We start from the raw sequence: 18,462 nt of genomic DNA, 5'->3' as shown, positions 1-18,462 counted from the left end.
CGCACTGCCCGTGACGATCCTTGGGTTGCTAGGCATTGCCTTCCTGTCCAATGCCGCCGATCAGACGTACTGGTGGTTTGCAGTCGGACTCGCAACCGCATGTATCGGGGCACCGTCGTACACGGCCCTGGGCTATGCGGAGGATCCGCTGCGCGCCTACAGCGTCGCGCTCCTCGTGTCGCTGTCGATCGCGGCCGCCGCGTCGTATGCCCTGCCTCTCGTCGTGCTGCCACGATTCGGCGACAAGGGCGTTCTGGTCACGATCGCCGCGTTGTTCGCGCTGGGCGCGCCCCTGGTCCTGAAGCTGTCCTACAACCGGCCCACGACGGCCGCGGCGTCATCCGGTCACGCCGGCACGCGAAAGCACGGAGTGCATCGCGCCGGAGGTCGCCTGGCCGTGTCGGTGCCGATTCTCGCGGCGCTGGCGGGGGGCATCTTCACGGGTGTTATTTCGGGCAGTATTTACGATTTTGTCGGCCCGCTCGCATCGGCGGTCGGCATCGGCGCACAAACGGTGGGGGCCGTTCTTGCCGCCAGCCTGATCGCCGCCATCGCGGCACCGATGCTGCCGTCGCTGCTTGGCGCCCGCATCCCTGACACGTCCATGATCAGCATGTCGACTGTCGCCGTCCTGCTCACCTATCCCGCCATGATGAGCCACTCGCCGACGATATTCGCCACAGGCTTCGTCGTCCATTGCTTCTTTGGAACGCTGGGCTACACGTATTACCTCGGCGTCGTCCGGCGCCTCGACTTCACGGACCGGGTCTATGTCGCCTATCCCGCGTTGCAGCTCGTATGCATTGCCGGCGGGACCGCCCTCGCCGGCTTCGTCCTGGCGCGCTTCGCGCCGGCCATGCTCTTCGCCGTGTCAGCTATCGCGATCGGCGCATCCTGGTTTGCGATCGTCGCAGCGCAAAGGCTCTCCACCCGCTTTCGGAGCGCCTGAGAGGCGGTGAATTCCGAATTCAGGAGGAGAGCAAGGGCGGGATAGGCTCAAACTTTGGCCTTCCCGGCTTCGCGTTGCTGCAGTTCTCGCCACATGATCTTGCCGCTGCCGGACTTCGGCAGCGAATCGACGAATTCGACAATCCGCGGTGCCTTATACGACGCCATGGATTCACGCGCCCATGCAATGATGGCGTCGGCGCTGACCGGGCTCGACTGCTCCGGCTTCAGCACCACGAGGGCCTTGACCGTTTCGCCGCGATGCGCGTCCTGCGCGCCAATCACGCACACCTCCTGAATCGCCGGATGGTGGTACATCATCGCCTCGACCTCGGCCGGCCACACCTTGTAGCCCGACGCGTTGATCATCCGCTTCAGCCGGTCGGCCATGAAGAAATAGCCGTCCTCGTCCATCCACCCGAGATCCCCTGTACGCAGGAAGCGCTTGCCGTCGATCTCGACGAACGCTTCGCGCGTCGCGGCGGGATTGCGCCAATAGCCCTGCATGACCTGTGGCCCGTGCACGACGATCTCGCCGGTCTCGCGTGGCGGTACCGGCTCAAACGTTGCCGGATCGACAACTCGCGCATCGACGTCGAAAATCGGCGTTCCGAGGCATTGCAGCTTCGGGCGCAGCGGCGGATTGATATGTGTCGAGGCGATCGTCTCGGACAACCCGTATCCCTCGACATAATCGATTCCCGTGATGTCCTTCAGCTTGTTCGCGACTGCAACCGGCATGGCGGCGCCGCCGCCGCCCATCCATCGCAGACTCGACAGATCGTATTGGCCGAGCTTCGGATTCGACACGAAGTCGACGACCATCGTCGAAATTGACTGCCACCAGCTCACACGGTGATGCGCGATCATGCGCGCGGCCACATCGCGATCCCAACGCGGCAGCACGACAACCGTCGCGCCGCCGTATAGCGGGCTGTTCAGGCCACCTTGCATACCGGTTACGTGGAACATCGGCAGCACCGAAAGCGCGACCTTATCCGGCGTATCGCCGAGCCAGTGAACGCCGCCAACCGCCGTGCACATGACACTGCGATGCGTATGCATGCAGCCTTTCGGCTTGCCGGTGGTGCCGGAGGTATACGGCATCACGCAAAGATCGTCAGGCCCCGCCGTCAACGGCCCCGGCATCAGGCGCATGTCCAGTGCGTCCGACCAATGAACGACTCCGGGGCCCTCGACGTGGCGCGCGGCGGTCACGAAATCGGGCGGCGTGATGCCGGGCACCTGCCCCGCGTAGTCGCTGTAAGTCGCGACGACGGCGTGCGCCAACTGCCCGTGCGCTTCGCCGACGAGCGGCACGACACGCGGATACAGGTCCTGCGCGACGAATACGGTACGCGCGCCGCTGTCCTCGATGTAATGGCGCAGTTCGTCCGTCGTGTTCATCGGATTGACCGGCACGACGACCGCGTTGGCGCGCAGGATTCCGTAATACGCGACCATCCATTGCGGGCTGTTCTGCATGTAGAGCAGCACACGGTCTCCGGCCTTCACACCGCAGCGCTGCTGCAGAAAGCCCGCGAGCCGCTGCGCCTCGTCCCTGAACTGCGCGAACGTGACCGCGGCGTCGTAGAACACGATGAATGGCTTGTCCGGATAGCGCGCCGCCGCGACTTCCGCGTTATAGAAAAGATTCGTCGCCGGCAACGTCAGATGTGTCGGCAAGTGCGCTGGCCAGAAGGGCGGCCGGGTGGCGGGCATGGGTTGACTCCGTTATTCGTCGATCATCGGGTTACCGCCAGGCACCGGGTTCCAGTTTCGCGATCGCGCCGCGGTTCACTTTCGGCCTGTCATCAGGAATCCTGAGCGTACCACGGCAATGCAGTACCTGCGGCGCTTGCCATCACGGTCAATTGTGGCGATTCTTAATTTACATTACAGACGTTGTGTCCGTCTGGAAAAATGCTAACGCTTGCGAACTGCCGTGCATAGCCCGAAACGCTCAGTGTAAACACCTAACGCCTGCACAACTCATTGTATCTGCTGAACATAATCTATCGATATATGCTGACAGTCGTGATGTATAATTGCCTCGAAAGCCTGAAAACTCTGCGATGCAGACCCTCAACTGCTGCAACTCAACCTTTCCAGTAGCCCATGTCCCACTCTGCGATCATCCACCGCCGCGATCTGGAATTTCAGCTCTTCGAGCTATTCGAAGCCGAGGCGCTGACACAACGGCCACGCTTTGCCGAACACAATCGTGAAACGTTCGTCGCCGCGCTCGACCTCGCGCACACGATTGCCGAGGAAAAATTCGCACCGCACAACCGGCTCAGCGACGAGCACGAGCCGCAATTCGACGGCGAGCGCGTGTCGATGATTCCGGAAGTGCGCGAAGCCGTGCGCGCGTACAGCGAGGCGGGGTTGATCGCCGCGGGCAAGGATTACGACCTGGGCGGCATGCAGTTGCCCGCACTCGTTTCCCACGCGTGCCATTCGCTGTTCAAGAGCGCCAACATCGCGACGAGCTCGTATGTGGGGCTCACGATTGGCAATGCAAACGTGATCGATCGCTTCGGCACGCCCGCACAGAAGCGCAAGTATCTGCAGGCGCTGCTGGAAGGCCGCTTTTTCGGTACGATGGCGCTGACCGAGCCGCAGGCGGGATCGAGCCTCGCCGATCTGACCACGCGCGCGGTGCCGAACCCCGACGGCACGTACTCGATCACCGGCAACAAGATCTTTATTTCAGGCGGAGATCACGAGCTCACCGGGAACATCGTCCATCTGGTGCTCGCGCGCATTCCCGGCGCGCCGCCTGGGGTGAAGGGCATTTCGCTTTTCACCGTGCCGAAGTATCACGTGAACGACGACGGCACACTGGGCGAGCGCAACGACGTCGCACTCGCGGGGCTGATCCACAAGATGGGCTGGCGCGGCACCACGTCGACGATGCTGTCGTTCGGCGAGCGCGGCGCATGCATCGGCGAGATCGTCGGCGAGCCGCATCGCGGCCTCGCGTGCATGTTCCAAATGATGAACGAGGCGCGTATCGGCGTCGGGATGGGCGCAACGATGCTCGGGTACCGCGGCTATCTCGCGTCGCTGCAGTACGCGCGCGAGCGTCGCCAGGGGCGCCTGCCCGAAGAGAAACGGCCGGACGTTCCGCAGGTACCGTTGATCGAGCACACGGACGTGCGCCGCATGCTGCTCGCGCAGAAGGCGTACGTCGAAGGCGGCTACTCGCTGTGCCTGTATGCCGCGCGGCTCGTCGACGAGCTGCGAACCGCCGATGACGACACCACGCGCGCCGAAGCCGGACTGCTGCTCGATCTGCTGACGCCGGTGGTCAAGTCGTGGCCGTCCCAGTGGTGCCTCGAGGCGAACAGTCTCGCAATCCAGATTCATGGTGGCTACGGCTACACGCGCGAATATCCGGTCGAGCAGTTCTATCGCGACAACCGCCTGAACCTGATTCACGAAGGCACGCACGGCGTTCAGGGGCTCGACCTGCTCGGCCGCAAGGTGACCATGCACGACGGGCGCGCGATCGGGCTACTCGCGCGCGAGATCGATCGCACCGTGCGGGAGGCGGTCGAGACGCCAGCGCTAGCGGAGGAAGCGCACGCGCTAGCGCAGGCCTGGCATGAAATGGGCGAGACACTTGCGGTGTTGCACCCGGCGCTCGCCGAACACGCGACGCGGGTGCTCGCGCAGGCCAACGCATTTCTCGAGGTGTTCGGGCACACCGTGGTCGCGTGGCTGTGGCTGCGTCAGGGACTCACGGCCGCTCGCGCGCTGCCGAATGCGACGGACGGCGACATCAAGTTCTATCGCGGCAAGCTCCAGACCTGCCAATGGTTCTTCCGCTGCGAATTGCCGAAGATGCAGTCGCATCATGCGCTGCTGCGCCGCCTCGACGACACGACGCTCAATATGGCTCCCGACTGGTTCTGACTGCTCCGTAGCGGCGACCTATTTTTCAAATGCAGGGACTTTATACAAAGGCATAAAGATGGCACAACTAACAAGACTTCCCGGCCTGACGGCCACTCAGGACGACGTCATCGCGGTGCTCGAACGCGATGGCGGTGTGATTATCGAAGACTTCCTCACGAGCGAGGATCTCGTCGGCATCAAGGCGGATCTGTTTCCCCTCCTCGAGCAGCAGTCGGTCGGACGGGACAGCTTCTCCGGCGACCGCACGCGGCGCTTGTCGCGGCTCTTCGCGCGCACGCGCCATCTCGCGAAAATGGCCACGCATCCGCTGTATCTGCCCGTGGCCGAGCACTTTCTGTGCAAGCCGCGCGAAGTCTGGGTCGGCGACAAACGCCTCACGCTGAACGCTGGTGTGCGCATCGGCGTCACGCAGGCCATCCAGATCGGCCCGGGCCAGGCGGCGCAACCCCTGCATCGCGACGACACGGCCTTCATGTGGCGTCATCCCACAGGAGGCCGCGAAGGGCGCGTCCAGATCATGTGCGCGGCCACCGACTTTACCGCCGAAAATGGCGGCACACTCGTCATTCCGGGCAGCCATGTCTGGGACGACGAGCGCAAGCCCGACTTGTCCGAAGCCTGCCCGACCGTCATGAAGGCAGGGTCGGCGCTGATCTTTCTTGGATCGACCTATCACGCGGGCGGCGCGAATCGCACGCAAGCGGAATTTCGCACGGCGGTGGGCATGGCGCTCGACGCCGCGAACGTGCGCCAGGAGGAGAACATGTATCTCTCGCTCACGCCGGAGCAGGTCGCGAGTTATCCCGAGCAGATCCAGCGGCTGCTGGGCTGGTCCGCGGGCGACAACCACATGGGTTGGGTGGAAGTCGACGGACAGATGGTCGATCCGATCCGGCTGCTAGGCGATCTGGACCATGAGACGATCAAGGGTGTCGGTGCCAACAATCACTGATGCTTGAAGCTATGGTGAGGATGACTTCTCAATGCATCGATTGGGAAGTCGTTCACTACTGCGATACCAGGCGAAGAACTGCGTTTCCCCGCCCGCCCTCAGCCAGCGCTGTACAGACCGCGCTCGTCGCGTTTGACCTTGCCATCCGCAAGCATCTCGGCCAGATGCTGCGTGATCGTGCGCGTTTCGGCGGACACGGCCCACGGGCTCTCATAGCCTCGCGGATACAGCACCCGAAGCTCGACCAGCTGCTCCAGCGTCTTCGGCGACTCGTTCAGATACGTCAGCAGACGCTGTTCGCGCGCATCCATCTTCGCCGCAAACGCGGCGAGGTCGCGCAGGAAGTGCGTGCGATCCGTATAGACGCCGCGATGGTGTGAGGTCACCCAGATCTTCGCCGGGATCTCCGGCAGCCGGGCCAGGCTGCGGCGAAAGTCGTGCAGGCTCGAATACGCATCGCCATAGTACGGTCCGAAACCGGTCAGATCGATGTCGCCAATGAAGGCCACGCCTTCCGGTTCGACTACCAGAACACAATGGCCCGCTGTGTGACCGGGCATATGGAACGCACGGATCCGCGATTTGCCGAGGTCCCACGTCGCGCCGTCGGCATAGCCTCGCGCATCCGGCCGCGGCGCATAAAAAAAGTCGCGCTGAAGCATCGCCAGCATCGCCGACGCGTCCCGCGTTGCATTGCCATACGCGGCAAACATGCCGTCCCAGTTGCGGATCGCGGGCAATTCGGCCTCATGCACGTAGACCTCGGCGCGGGGAATGCGGTGCAGCCCGGTCATATGGTCTTCGTGCACGTGCCCCATCACCACCAGTTCCGTCGCGTCGAATTCGGCGCCGATGTAGTTCGATACCAGGGGCGTATCGAAGGCGGCGCGAATGTCCGATCCGCGTATCAGCACCTGGTTGCCATCAGGGTATTTTCCGTTCTTCTCGCCAAACAGCACCGAAACGCGGCCAAACTCGACGCGCGCGATCGGTATGTGAGGAGCGGTGTTGCCGCAAGCAAGGTTCATGTCGATCGATTCCTTTGTTCGGGCGGGCGCTGTATGCCCGCTACGCCCGCCACGCCCGCCGTGCGGGCCCTCTCCATCTGGCCGCCGATGGCTAGATCGTCATGCCGCCGTCGACAACGATGCACTCGCCGTTCGTGTAGCTCGATGCGTCCGATACCAGATACAGCACCGTGCCCGCCATCTCCTTCGGTTCGGCATGCCGGCGCAATGGAATGCCGCCAACGAGGCGCGCAACGATTTCGGCGTCTTCGAACAGGGCTCCAGCGAATTTGGTCTTCGTGAAGCCGGGCAGCAACGCATTCACGCGAATGCCGAATGGCCCGCACTCCTTCGCGAAGGCTTTCGTCATATTCACGACGGCCGCCTTCGTGATCGAGTAGATGCCTTGCCGATCCCCCGGCTGCAGCGCATTGACCGACGCGGTATTGACGATCGCCCCGCCGCCTTGCGCCCTCATCAGCTTGCCGGCCTCGATCGACATGAAGAAATAGCCGCGAATGTTGACCTCGACCGTCTTGTTGTACGCGCCGATGTCCGTATCGAGGATGTGCCCGAAATAAGGATTCGCTGCTGCGTTGTTGACCAGAATATCGAGGCGACCGTGCCTTGCACGGATCGTTTCGAAGGTGGCCCCAATGTCTTCCATCTTGCCGACATGGCACGCCAGTGCCTCCGCACTGCCCCCCGAATGCACGATCTCGTCGGCGACTGTCCTGCAATCCTCGATCTTGCGGCTCGACACAATCACGTGTGCGCCCTGCGCCGCGAGCAATCGCGCAATCTCTTCGCCAATGCCTCGGCTCGCGCCGGTTACCAATGCAATCTTGCCCGTCAGGTTGAACAAATCCGGTGTCATCGACTTTGCCTTTGTAGAGTCATTTTACGAAGATGCCTGGCGGCCATCGCAGGCGGCAGCGGCGCGTGCAGCGCGATCCACCTTGTCGTCCATCCGTCCCAGCATCGACATCGCGCCGTTGACGGCACACCACCGCAGTGGCTCCGGCAGCGTGGACGGGGTTTTATGGTGCAATCCGGCCAGTAGCGCCGGCTCTTCGCCGCGAATGCGTTCGGCCAGCAACCGCCCCACGAGCGACTGCGCGCCCACGCCATGCCCCGAGCAGCCGGCGGCATAAAACACGTTCTGTCGCTCGCCGGTTGCGCCGACGACGGGCAACGCGTCTCCCGCCACGCTGATATAGCCGCTCCAGCAAGCACTAACCGTGAGGTCCTTGAGTGTCGGGAAGCGCTCGCGAAATGCCCGTATCAGCGCAAGATACGCTGCGCTGTCCGGAATATTCGGTGTGCGCGAGCCGAATGCATAGCGCACCCGCTTGGTCGTGATCACGAGCGTATTACGCGCCGTCAATCGATGACTCTCCATCTTGCGGTGCGCAGTCACGATGCCCTCGCGGTTCGGCCAAGCCAGTTGCGCCAGTTGCTCCGGCGAGAGCGGTTCGGTCTCGATGGCAGAAACACGCATCGGGACCACCTTGTTTTCAAGCAGGCCGAGTTGGGGCGTGTAGGCATTGGTGGCGAGCACCATGAACCGCGCGCGCGCGATGCCCCGCGGCGTTCGCACCTCGACGATGCGGCCTGTCGTCCACGACTGCACCTCCGTGTTCTCGTAGAGCATCACGCCCGCCTCGAGCGCCACGCGGCGCAATCCCATGACATATTTGCCGGGGTCCAGCGTGCCGCCGCGCTTGATGTAGCTGCCGAACAGAAACGCGGGCGGAATGCCTCGCGCGCGCATCGCCGCCCAATCGAGGAATTGCATTTTGATGCCGAAATCCGCGGCCTTGCGTATATTTTCCCGAATGTTTGCTTCGTGCACCGGATGAATGCCCACGCGAATCAACCCCGAATCGATGTAGTCGCAGTCGATGCCGTGCGCATCGAGCATCCCTTCGACGTGACTGACACCCGCTTCGAAGTAGTCGACGATCTTCTGCGTTTGTTCGCGGCCAATGCGGTCGAGAAAGAGATCGAACTTCGCCCCCGATCCTCCCGCGAGGTAGCCCGCATTCCGTCCGCTTGCGCCAAACCCCGCGAACTCGCGCTCGATCACGACGACTTTGGCGCCCTGCTGCGCCAGCGCAATCGCCGCATTGAGCCCGGCAAATCCGGCACCGACGATGATCACATCCGCGTCGACCTCGCCCTCGAGTTCGCGCTGCAGGTTTAGCGGCTTTTCGACCCATCCGCCAATCGTGCGATATTTCCCGAGCGCTGCGTCCGTTTGCGCTCGCGAGGCGAAATCGCCGCCGGGGCCTTTGGCGACAGGGGGATTGCCCATCCCGGCATAGCCGGCATTCGGTTCTATAACCATGATCGATACACTCGAGTGAAAATAGTCTTAGTGCGCCAGCAGGACACCGTCCTGCGAGAACAAGATTGGCGCGCCGGAAGCGTTCGCCAGGACCGCGGTCAAGGTCGCGCGATCGGCGCGCTGCGAGATCTCGGGTGCTGAGCCGGCGGCACGCTGTTTCAGCACCAATCCATCGAGCCCAACGCCCACCAGCCGATCGCCGACTGCTACAAGGTCGGTGATCGAGCTCTTCGTTCCCGAGCTCACTGGCGACCAGGTCGCCCCGCCATCGCGGCTTTCGAACAGGCTGCCGAGCAAGCCGCCAACGACGATCCGGCCGTCGGGCAGCGCAACGCCCGTCCATAGCGACCCCTTGCCGCCTGTAGCCAGATAGGTCCAGTCCGCGCCGTCGTTAGCGGACTTCAGCACCGTCCCCTGTTCGGAGACCATATAGAGCGAGCCGTGATGGTCGGAGAAGATGTGGTAGAGATTGCGGTCCGCCTTCCCGCCTCCTGGCGGCTTTGGCAACGACGCTTTGGTCCATGTCTTGCCGCCGTCGTGCGTCGCGAGCATCAGCGACCACAAGCCCACTGCGATTCCGTCCTGCGGGCTCGTGAAGACCACGGAAAAGAGCGGCTGGTCGACCGAGTTGTCCATGCGCTGCCGGCTCCAGGTTTCGCCGCCGTCGCTCGTCGCCAGAATCACGCCCCATTGGCCGACGGCCCAGCCATGCTGCGCATCCACGAAGGCCACGGCGGACAGCGTGGCCGATACCGGCACCTGGCGCGCCTGCCGATACGTGTTGCCGTCGTCGTCCGAGAGCAGAACGAGACCGTGCTCGCCCACGGCGACGACGCGTTTGCCGGCTCGCGTCGCGTCCAGCAGCATCATGTGCGCCGGGTCGGTCCAGGCATGGGCAGGCATCGCGCTCCATTCGCTCACCGTACCCGGCGCTTCTGCAAAGGCGGCCGCCGCTACGCAGAGCGCGGCGCCCGCAATCAGTGTCTTGATCATGAAGGAGTCTCCGTGATTGTGCGGGCGTCAATGGCTGAAGAGGCCCGGCGCGCGCGCGGGCTTACTGCGCGGAAACCAGCGTTCGAGCACCGACGCCAGCGCGGGCAATGCCGTCATCGCCATCAGCAGATTGACGAGGAACATGAACGCCAGCAGCTTGCCCATGTCGGCCTGGAATTTCAGCGCGGAGAAGCTCCATGTCGCCACGCCAATCGCCAGTGTGATCGCGGTGAAGATCGTTGCGACGCCAACTTCCAGCATCGCGTGCTGCACCGCCTTCACGATGTGCTGGCCGCTCGCGAGATGCACCTGCAAGCGGTTGTAGATGTAGAACGCGTAGTCGACACCGATGCCCACCGCAAGCACCATCACCGGCAGCGTCGCGACCGTGAGCCCGATCTGCAGTTCCTTCATGAACCAGTAGCCGATGAAGGTCGCCACGGAAAGCGGCGCGCAGCATGCCAGCATCGCGCGCCAATCGCGATACGCGAGGAACACGAGAATCAGGATGGCCGCGTAGACGTACAGCATCATCGGCAACTCGCTCTTCGCCACTTCGTCGTTCGTGGCCGCCAGCACGCCCGCGTTGCCCGCGGCAAGGCGCGCCGTGAGTCCGGGGAAGGCGTGCGAAGCGCGGTATTGCTTCACGTCGTCGAGAATCCGGTTGATCGTCGTGGCCTTGTGATCGGCAAGGAACAGATGGACGGCGGTCATGCTGCAATCGTCTTTCATGAAGCCCTTCACGCGCGCGACGTCGACCGACACCGCCCCATAGTTCTCGGGGTCGATCGGAATGACATTCATCTTCGGATAGTCCTCGTTGTAGCCCTGGTTGTACGCACGCAGCATCGACGGATACGACTGCACCGACACCACGCCGGGCTCCGTGCGCATCGCGGCGGCGAAGTCGTCTTCGTACAACCCGACCGCCGGGTTATCGCATGCCTTGCCGTTCGACTCGATCGCGACCGTGAGCCAGTCCAGTCCCATGTCGTAGTTTTGCGCGATTGACGTCGCGTCCCGATTGAAGCGCGCATCCGCGCGCAGTTCCGGCGCGCCCGGCTGCAGCGTGCCGATCACGCGGTCCCGGCTTTGCCACGCGGCGAGCCCGAATATCGCCACCGTCAACGCGAGCGTGAGCGCGGCGTATTTCGGCTCGGCTACGCGCGCCAGCACGCGCAGCGGCTTCGCGCGCTGCTGGGCGCGCTTGAGCGAATTGTCCGCGTAGGTCTTCGTGAAGTTGAAGCAGGAAGCGGCCACCGGCAGCAGGATCAGGTTCGTCACGATCTTGTACGCGACACCGAGCGACGCCGTGATCGCCAGCTCACGCACCATCGGAATCGGAATCAGCAGCAGCGTGATGAACGATACGAACGCAGTGACGAGCGCCAGCACGCCCGGTATCAGCAGACCGCTGAAGCTGTGGCGCGCGGCGTCGAACGAGCTATGGCCGTGCGCAATCTCGCGCACGATGAAGTTGACCTGCTGCACGCCGTGCGATACGCCGATTGCGAACACGAGGAACGGCACCAGCACCGCGAGCGGATCGAGGCCGAAGCCCAGCAGCTTCAACGTGCCGAACTGCCAGACGAGCGAAGTGAGCGAGCAGGCAATCAGCAGCACCGTGAAGCGCACCGAATGGCAATACCAGTAGACCGCTAGCGCGGTCAGCAGCAGCGCGATCGCGCAGAAGCCGAGCACCGCCTTCGCACCATCCGCAATGTCACCGATCTGTTTCGCGAAACCGATGATCTGCACTTCATAGCCGGCGTCCTCGAATGGCTTGCGAATGTTCGCTTCGAGCAGATGATTGAAGGTCACGTAATCGAGCACCTTTCCGGAGCGGTCACGTTCGTTCAATTCGGCCGTGATCATCGCGCTGTCTTCGCTGTGCGACACGAGCGTGCCGACATAGCCGCCGAGCGTGGTTGCACGACGGATCTTCTTCACGATCTCCGGGGTCAGCTGCTCGGGCGTGACGTTGCCCGAGATGATCGGCTCCGCGCGAAAGCCTTCGTCGGTAATCTCGTTCACGTAGGCGTTCGGCGTCCAGAGCGACTGCACGCCGATGCGGTCCACGTTCGGCAAATACGTGACCGCCTGCGTCACCTCGTTTAGACGCGTGAGCCCCTCCTTCGTCCAGATCGAGCCGTGGCGCGCCTTCACGACGACGGTGATGCGGTTCGCACCGAGCAGGTCGTTCCGGTACTTCTGGAACGTCTGGATGTACTCGTGGCCAATCGGCATCTGTTTTTCGAAGCCGGCGTCCATGCGCAACTGCACCGCAAACACCGCCATCACAACGGTGAACAGACCGATCACGCCGAGCACGATCGCACGATGGCCGAAGAAAAACCTTTCCAGACCGCGGACTAGACGATTTAACACGACATTACCCCTTCAAGTATTTCGACGGCGCACGACCTGCGCCGCCCTCCACTGGCTCACCGGTCAGAAGTTCCGGGTGACGAACATCCCGACGAAGTTGCGATCCGCATAGGGCTGGCCAACCGTGTTGTGCCCGCCCCAGAACAAGGTGTAATTAATGCCCGCCTGCCAGACGGTGGGGTTCTGGTTGAACAGCACATAGAGGTTCAACGACTTCGCGCTCTGCAGGTAATTCGCGGTCAGCGTGGGCGTGTAGCCGTAAAGACCGTCGGCAAAGGTGAGGCCAGGCGTGACCTGCCAGCCGGGAATCAGGCTGCCGTCATAGGTCCAGTTGAAATCGACCGTCGCACCCACCGAACTCGAGGTGCCCTGCGCCATGGCAATCGGGTAGCCGAGGCTCGAGCCGTTGTTCAACCAGGTCAGATAGCCCGCCTGCGGCACCTGTGTGACCTGCTGGCCGTTGACCGTGCGCGTCACGCCGCTCGAACTCAGGCCCGGGTAGTAGATCCACGTGAGTTCCCACGTCAGCGCCGCGGCGTCCGCGCCGATCAGCTTCAGGAACGGATAATCGCTGCGTGTCAGCGCGAGGATGCCGTTGATGTCGTACTGAAGCTTCTTCATGTCGGCCCACTGCTGGCAGTTGACGCCCGACACGCCGTTGGTGTTCAGGTCGAGCGGACCTCCCGCACCATAGCAACTCGACAGTGAGACCGCATCGTGGGGCCGATACGACAATTCCGTGCCGATCGCCCAGTCGCCGACCGCGAAGTTCGCGCTGGCGCCGAAGAGCTGACGGTTCTGCAGATACGACCAGTCCAGCGTGCCGTTAGCCAGCGACGACAGCACGGGCGACTTGTCGGTATAGTTTTCGTAGTAGAAAGCGAAGTTCGCATCGAACGAGCGCGGCGCATAGTTGAACTTCACGCCAAACTGCGGATGGTACTTCGACGGCGCCTGCCAGTTGACGGGCAGACCGATATCGTTCCAGGGCGGCCCGGCGAACTCGCCGTTCACGAGACCGGTGTTGATCCCGTTGAGCACGTTCTGGTTGCCGCTGCCCGGCCCCGCGATCGTGCCTGCGCTGGGACCGGCCACGTTGAAATTGGTTGTGCTGATCGTAGCCGGATCCGTCCCACGCCCCAGAGTGTTCGTGGTCGACCAGAACGAACCGACCGGCGGATAGCGATTCCCATTCCATTGAAACTGATAGTAATCCTCAGTACTGAAGCCATGACCCAGATCCGCGGCAAAGCTCAACATCGGTGCGGGCAGCAACGCCTGCTTGAGCTGTGAGCCCGGGATCAGCAGCTTCTGGATGTCGAGCGAGTTGGTCGCATTGATGCCGCTGCTGGCAAAGATGCTCTCGCCCCAGTTGATCACCTGGTTGCCCAGACGCACGTGCGCGTTCTGCCCGTTGATCGTGAAATCCTTCTCGCCCCAAAGATCGAGCAATTGCGCATCGTACACAACCTGCGCGGAAGCCGTGCTGGAAAGGGGCGTGCGGTTCGTGTCACCCGCGAGGAAGTCGTACATGCCCGTACCACGGACCATGAACTTCAGCCCTTCGCTCGGCATTGTCAGCAGCAACTCGCTGGTCGCGCTCACGTAAGTGCTGAACGGCTGTCCCTTGCGATAGTTCAGATCGCCGTCGTCGCCGAATCCCCATTGATTGGTGTTGGCTGCGGCCCCGCAGCCGAACGCGTTCGGATCGCCTGTCAGCGAGCAACTCGGGCTCTTCGTCCGAATCCCCGCGCCCGCCGTGATGTTGCTCACCAACGACCCCGTGAGGTCGTTCATGCCCGTCGTGAAGTCGTAGCCGTAGGCATTGGACGTTGCCGCCGCCAGAACGGCTAGCGAAATTGCAGGACATCTAAATTTAATGGTCTTTCTCATCATGTCTCCCCCTACCCGCGCTCAATGCGAGCGCGCGTCGCCGTCGCGCGCTCCTCCCCCTCCCGGTGCAGCGAAGCTCAACGCTCGCTGACCGACCTCAGCGATTCCGAAGTGAAGAAGTCCACCTTGAAGCGCGGGTCGTTGACCTGTTCGTACCAGCGAATGTCTTTACCCTGGCCGATTGTCGATTGATCGAATACGTAGCGGCCGTCGATCAGGTCATACTGAACGAACGGCTGGGTGTCGCACGCGCCGCCAAGTTCATACACCGGGATCGGATAGCTTTCGCGCACCTTCCAAAGCTTGCCCTGCGCGTCGTAGTCTTCGCCCACGAGCGCGAGCCAGCTGTCTTCGTCCAGATAGAAGACTTTCTTCGAATCGACGTGGCGCGCGTTGGACTTGAGCGTCGCTTCGATCACCCAGACGCGATGCACCTCATAGCGCCGGTTGTTGGCAGCGATACCATCGGGCGTAGCAACGTCGTGCAGCTTCTCGTCGAACTTGTACATGCCAAACGAGTTGTACGGCACGATCATCTCGCGCTTGCCGACGAGCTTCCAGTCGAAACGGTCGATCGGGCCGAAGAACATGTCGGCTTCATCCATCAGATACTGATTTTCCATCCCGATGATGGGCGCATCGTGCATGTACGCGGGCATGCGTCGCACACGACGCTGGCCTGGGAAGTAGTAGTAGGTCTCAGGATCCTTGTCGAAAAACTGCCGCTGTACAAAAGCCTGTCCCGCCAATGCGGGCGGCGACTGGATCGTGTAGAACGCGCCCTGAATGAGCTGATCGACGTCCTGGAGTGTCGTCTTCCCGGGCTTGCCCCATGGGAGATACACGATCTGCGGTGCCGCAGCATCGATCCATTCGTTGCCGCCGGGGCGCGGTGAGACGACGGTCGTCATCACCGGCCAGTCGGTGCCTTCACCGCGATAACGAATCAGGTAATTCCAGATCGCTTCGGCGCCGTTTTTCGGCTGGGGGAACGGCACGGCTGGGAGGATCGCGGACTGGATGTTATTGCCGCTCGCATCGAGCTTCGCCGTGTTGAGATCCGCCGTCGAGTTCTGTTGGACGAAGTCCGGCAACTGGCATTCGCGATGTGACGGATAGACGTCCATCCGATAGCCCTTCTTCTGCTTGATCAGTTGAACCTGACCCGGAGAGAGCATCGCGGTATACTTGTCGACATTGGAAGCGTCGATCGAATACAGCAGCTTTTCGTTGCGATGCTTCCAGAAGTCGCCCCGGAACTTGCCATACGACCACGCGGAATCCGGCGACTGCCGCCCCACGTATGCAGGCACGGCACCGTCCTTACTGGCTGCGCGGTCGCCGCCCTCCGGCGTAAGATCTTCCGCCGCGGCGGCAGAGCCGACAACGAGCGACACCGCGATGGCGATTGCAGAGAATGCCCTGAGCTTGCACGTATTCATTTGTCTCCTCCTTACGATTTGTCCGGTTCAGCGGCCGGCCGAACCCACTACCGCCACCGCGCGGATCTCAATGCGGAATTCGGCACGGGCGAGTTCCGTCACGCCCACCGCCGTCCATGCCGGATAGTCGCTCGGGAAGTACTCGTCCTTCACCGCGGCGAAGGCCTGGATCTCCTGGCGCATCTGCGTATGGAACGTGTTCAGTTCCACGACATCGGCGAGCGTTGCCCCTGCTTGCTCCAGCACGCACTTCAACGCGTCGAAAGCAAATCGGGCTTGCTCCGTCATGTCGATTCCCACTCTTCCTTCGCTGTCGGTGCCGACCTGCCCCGAGACCCAAACGATGTCGCCCACCCGGATTGCAGGCGAATAGTGAAAATTCTCGTAGCGCGTCCGGAACGCAGACGGAACGATCGATTGCCGCTGTTGATTCGATTTCATGTGATAGGTCGCCTTACTCAAACAATTGACAGAAACCCTGGTGGCCTACCGGGTCGCTACGCAGAAAATCCGCCTCCGCGTAATTGCTTAGCTATCCGAATAGATAACGATTCAAAACCCTGCTCTCGCTGCCCCGCAGACCGACTGAAGTCCCGCTTCAGATAGCCGCCGCGCCAAAGAACGCGGGACGTGCTGCCCGAGATCCAACCACAAGGGGAAACCCGAACTCGCGCCTTGGCAGCACTTCTGTCCGGCTTCCTCGCGATGCATGGAGAACCGCGAATCCAGCTCGACACCGTGGCGTGAGCGCAATATCGCACAAACAATTAATTTACACAATGGTCGTTATCAAAACACACGTTCTTGTAAACATTGACAGGAATCGGGGCACCGGCGCGTCAGTAAAGCGGACCTGCAGACGCGCCATTCGATAACTTCATACGGTTTCTCCGCCTGCCTGTTGCATGAGCGGCGGCCCCGGAATCCGGGGCCCAGAGTGTCCGGGTTTTTCCTGGCCCGGACTTTCCCCTAGCTCCGGGGTTCCGCCTTGTTATTTATTTGTTCACTCGTTAGCATAAATGCATACTGAATCTGCACCGCAGCAAGGATTCGCTGCGCGGCCAGTCACATCACCCGGCGAACGTGACGCTCATGCATGACGTCCACGCGCGCCTACATCGAAAACCCGCACCATCGCCAGTTGGAAATGAGGGCATTCATGCACGCCTCCGAAAATGCAGCGAGAACGATCCTGCACGCGTCGAACAGGCCAAATCGTCTGTCATCTTTCGGCGCCGGTTGGTTATGGTCGTTAGGCATTCTGATCATGAATGTGCTTCCGGTCGTGTTCCAGTCGTTGCACAGAAGCGGTGGCCTCGGTGAGGACCTGCTTGGCACCTTGGGCACGGCACTGGTTCTCGGATTCGGGATCAGTACCGCGAGCGGCCCAATCTGGATCTATCGATCGAATCCGAAATCGGTCGCGCTGGCAGGACTGCTGGTTTCCGCCTTAGGGATGCTGGGCATCACGTTCGTCGCCGGCGCATCCGATCAGATTTACTGGTGGTTCGTAGCTGGACTCGCAAATGGCTGCGTCGCAACACCCGCTTTCACGGCGCTTGGGGCCTCCGAGAATCCGCTGCGGGCATACAGCCTGGCGTCGTTCGCATCGCTGGTTTTCGCTGCCGCGGCCTCGTACGCGTTGCCGCTGTTCGTCGTGCCGCGCTTCAGCGACAAAGGTCTGCTGGTCGTGCTAGCCCTGATATTTATTGTCTCGCTGCCTGCGGCATTGACATTGCCGGCATTGCGCAGGAGAATCGGAGCAAACCACCCCGCTGCGAACGGCGCGCCTGAACGCGCAAGGCGTGGCGGCTTGACCGCGCCCATTCTCGCGGCGCTGTCCGGCGCCATCTTCATGGGCGTCTTCATGGGCGGTGTTTACACGTTTATCGATTCGCTCGCTTCGGCCGTTGGCATCGGTGCGCAGGCCGTCGATCCGGTCATCGCCATTGGCCTCGTCACGTCGATGATCGGCTCCATCCTCCCGGCAGTGCTCGGCCATCGAGTCAATACGACAATCGTGATGGCGATCTGCTCCGTCTGCGTCGTCCTGACGTACCCGGCAATGATGAGCCACTCTTTGGTGGCCTTTAGCCTCGGCTTCATCGTGCACGGGGTCTTCGGGGTGCTCGGGTACACCTATTCGCTCGGGATCGTCCGGCGTCTCGACTTCACCGATCGTCTCTACATCGCCTATCCCGCGCTGCAATCGCTCGGCCTCGCAATCGAGACCTCATTCGCCGGCTACTTGCTGGCCCACTTCTCGACGAAAATGCTGTTCGGCACGTCCGCTGTGCTGATTGGCTTCTCTTTACTGCTTCTCCTGATCGCCGAGAGCATCGCGGGTAGAACCTGCCGAACGAGGGACGAGGTGCCTGGCGGCGCGCCGCAATTCTGATGGCCGGCACGAGAACCCCTATTCACACCGCGCCCAACTGGAGCGCGATCCGAAACAACACGGCGGATAAGTCGAGTCCCCACCCACCGCATTCCTGAACGTTTTCCACTACCGCCTCAAGCAAAGCGGCCCGGTATTCAGGCGTTTTAGCCCCTGAATACCGGGCC

General features: G+C 62.2%; 13 protein-coding genes. 4 read left to right on the top strand and 9 right to left on the bottom strand.

Annotation, left to right across the window (positions count from 1 at the left end; all coding sequences use genetic code 11):
- Positions 1-949: hypothetical protein (locus tag U5775_RS13045; protein ID WP_322058543.1), on the top strand; the 949-nt coding region annotated here is incomplete at its 5' end.
- A gap of 47 nt (positions 950-996) precedes the next feature.
- On the opposite strand, the gene U5775_RS13040 is transcribed toward U5775_RS13045, so the two are convergent.
- On the bottom strand, positions 997-2,670 hold the full coding sequence (locus tag U5775_RS13040; RefSeq protein WP_322058542.1) for a long-chain fatty acid--CoA ligase: 1,674 nt from the start codon (positions 2,668-2,670) through the stop codon (positions 997-999).
- Between the two features lie 396 nt (positions 2,671-3,066).
- Between U5775_RS13040 and U5775_RS13035 the strand changes: the two genes are divergently transcribed.
- Together U5775_RS13035 and U5775_RS13030 are read left to right on the top strand one after the other, a co-directional pair.
- Entirely contained in the window at positions 3,067-4,869 is a 1,803-nt protein-coding gene (locus U5775_RS13035; RefSeq protein ID WP_322058541.1) for an acyl-CoA dehydrogenase, read from the top strand.
- A gap of 58 nt (positions 4,870-4,927) precedes the next feature.
- A complete protein-coding gene (locus tag U5775_RS13030; protein ID WP_322058540.1) occupies positions 4,928-5,824 on the top strand; it encodes a phytanoyl-CoA dioxygenase family protein in 897 nt (298 codons plus the stop codon).
- Between the two features lie 98 nt (positions 5,825-5,922).
- Here U5775_RS13030 and U5775_RS13025 read toward each other — a convergent pair whose 3' ends face one another.
- The 8 genes from U5775_RS13025 to U5775_RS12990 form a co-directional block, all read right to left on the bottom strand.
- On the bottom strand, positions 5,923-6,852 hold the full coding sequence (locus tag U5775_RS13025) for an MBL fold metallo-hydrolase (protein WP_322058539.1): 930 nt from the start codon (positions 6,850-6,852) through the stop codon (positions 5,923-5,925).
- 91 nt (positions 6,853-6,943) lie between these two features.
- The gene (locus tag U5775_RS13020) at positions 6,944-7,708 is read right to left on the bottom strand and encodes an SDR family oxidoreductase (RefSeq protein WP_322058538.1); all 765 of its coding nucleotides are present in this window, start codon (positions 7,706-7,708) and stop codon (positions 6,944-6,946) included.
- Between the two features lie 24 nt (positions 7,709-7,732).
- Entirely contained in the window at positions 7,733-9,181 is a 1,449-nt protein-coding gene (locus U5775_RS13015) for an FAD-dependent oxidoreductase (protein ID WP_415913561.1), read from the bottom strand.
- Between the two features lie 27 nt (positions 9,182-9,208).
- A complete protein-coding gene (locus U5775_RS13010) occupies positions 9,209-10,174 on the bottom strand; it encodes a WD40/YVTN/BNR-like repeat-containing protein (protein ID WP_322058537.1) in 966 nt (321 codons plus the stop codon).
- Between the two features lie 27 nt (positions 10,175-10,201).
- The gene (locus tag U5775_RS13005; RefSeq protein ID WP_322058536.1) at positions 10,202-12,562 is read right to left on the bottom strand and encodes an efflux RND transporter permease subunit; all 2,361 of its coding nucleotides are present in this window, start codon (positions 12,560-12,562) and stop codon (positions 10,202-10,204) included.
- A 63-nt stretch (positions 12,563-12,625) separates the two neighbouring features.
- On the bottom strand, positions 12,626-14,455 hold the full coding sequence (locus U5775_RS13000; RefSeq protein WP_322058551.1) for a DUF1302 domain-containing protein: 1,830 nt from the start codon (positions 14,453-14,455) through the stop codon (positions 12,626-12,628).
- A 77-nt stretch (positions 14,456-14,532) separates the two neighbouring features.
- Positions 14,533-15,897 (bottom strand): DUF1329 domain-containing protein, encoded by a 1,365-nt coding sequence (locus U5775_RS12995; protein WP_322058535.1) that lies wholly within the window; start codon positions 15,895-15,897, stop codon positions 14,533-14,535.
- Positions 15,898-15,924: 27 nt separating this feature from the next.
- Positions 15,925-16,338 (bottom strand): RidA family protein, encoded by a 414-nt coding sequence (locus U5775_RS12990; RefSeq protein ID WP_321845076.1) that lies wholly within the window; start codon positions 16,336-16,338, stop codon positions 15,925-15,927.
- A 655-nt stretch (positions 16,339-16,993) separates the two neighbouring features.
- On the opposite strand from U5775_RS12990, the gene U5775_RS12985 reads away from it, so the two are divergent.
- A complete protein-coding gene (locus tag U5775_RS12985; RefSeq protein ID WP_322058534.1) occupies positions 16,994-18,295 on the top strand; it encodes a hypothetical protein in 1,302 nt (433 codons plus the stop codon).
- Positions 18,296-18,462: the final 167 nt, after the last annotated feature.

Source organism: Paraburkholderia sp. J63 (assembly GCF_905220245.1).
GTDB lineage: Bacteria > Pseudomonadota > Gammaproteobacteria > Burkholderiales > Burkholderiaceae > Paraburkholderia.
This window is presented reverse-complemented; position numbering and strand designations above follow the sequence as displayed.

Coding starts and splice junctions, on each gene's coding strand:
- U5775_RS13010 (WP_322058537.1), bottom strand. CDS start 10,174: ATGATCAAGACACTGATTGCGGGCGCCGCGCTCTGCGTAGCGGCGGCC.
- U5775_RS13025 (WP_322058539.1), bottom strand. CDS start 6,852: ATGAACCTTGCTTGCGGCAACACCGCTCCTCACATACCGATCGCGCGC.
- U5775_RS13020 (WP_322058538.1), bottom strand. CDS start 7,708: ATGACACCGGATTTGTTCAACCTGACGGGCAAGATTGCATTGGTAACC.
- U5775_RS12990 (WP_321845076.1), bottom strand. CDS start 16,338: ATGAAATCGAATCAACAGCGGCAATCGATCGTTCCGTCTGCGTTCCGG.
- U5775_RS13000 (WP_322058551.1), bottom strand. CDS start 14,455: ATGAGAAAGACCATTAAATTTAGATGTCCTGCAATTTCGCTAGCCGTT.
- U5775_RS12985 (WP_322058534.1), top strand. CDS start 16,994: ATGACGTCCACGCGCGCCTACATCGAAAACCCGCACCATCGCCAGTTG.
- U5775_RS13040 (WP_322058542.1), bottom strand. CDS start 2,670: ATGCCCGCCACCCGGCCGCCCTTCTGGCCAGCGCACTTGCCGACACAT.
- U5775_RS13030 (WP_322058540.1), top strand. CDS start 4,928: ATGGCACAACTAACAAGACTTCCCGGCCTGACGGCCACTCAGGACGAC.
- U5775_RS13015 (WP_415913561.1), bottom strand. CDS start 9,181: ATGGTTATAGAACCGAATGCCGGCTATGCCGGGATGGGCAATCCCCCT.
- U5775_RS12995 (WP_322058535.1), bottom strand. CDS start 15,897: ATGAATACGTGCAAGCTCAGGGCATTCTCTGCAATCGCCATCGCGGTG.
- U5775_RS13035 (WP_322058541.1), top strand. CDS start 3,067: ATGTCCCACTCTGCGATCATCCACCGCCGCGATCTGGAATTTCAGCTC.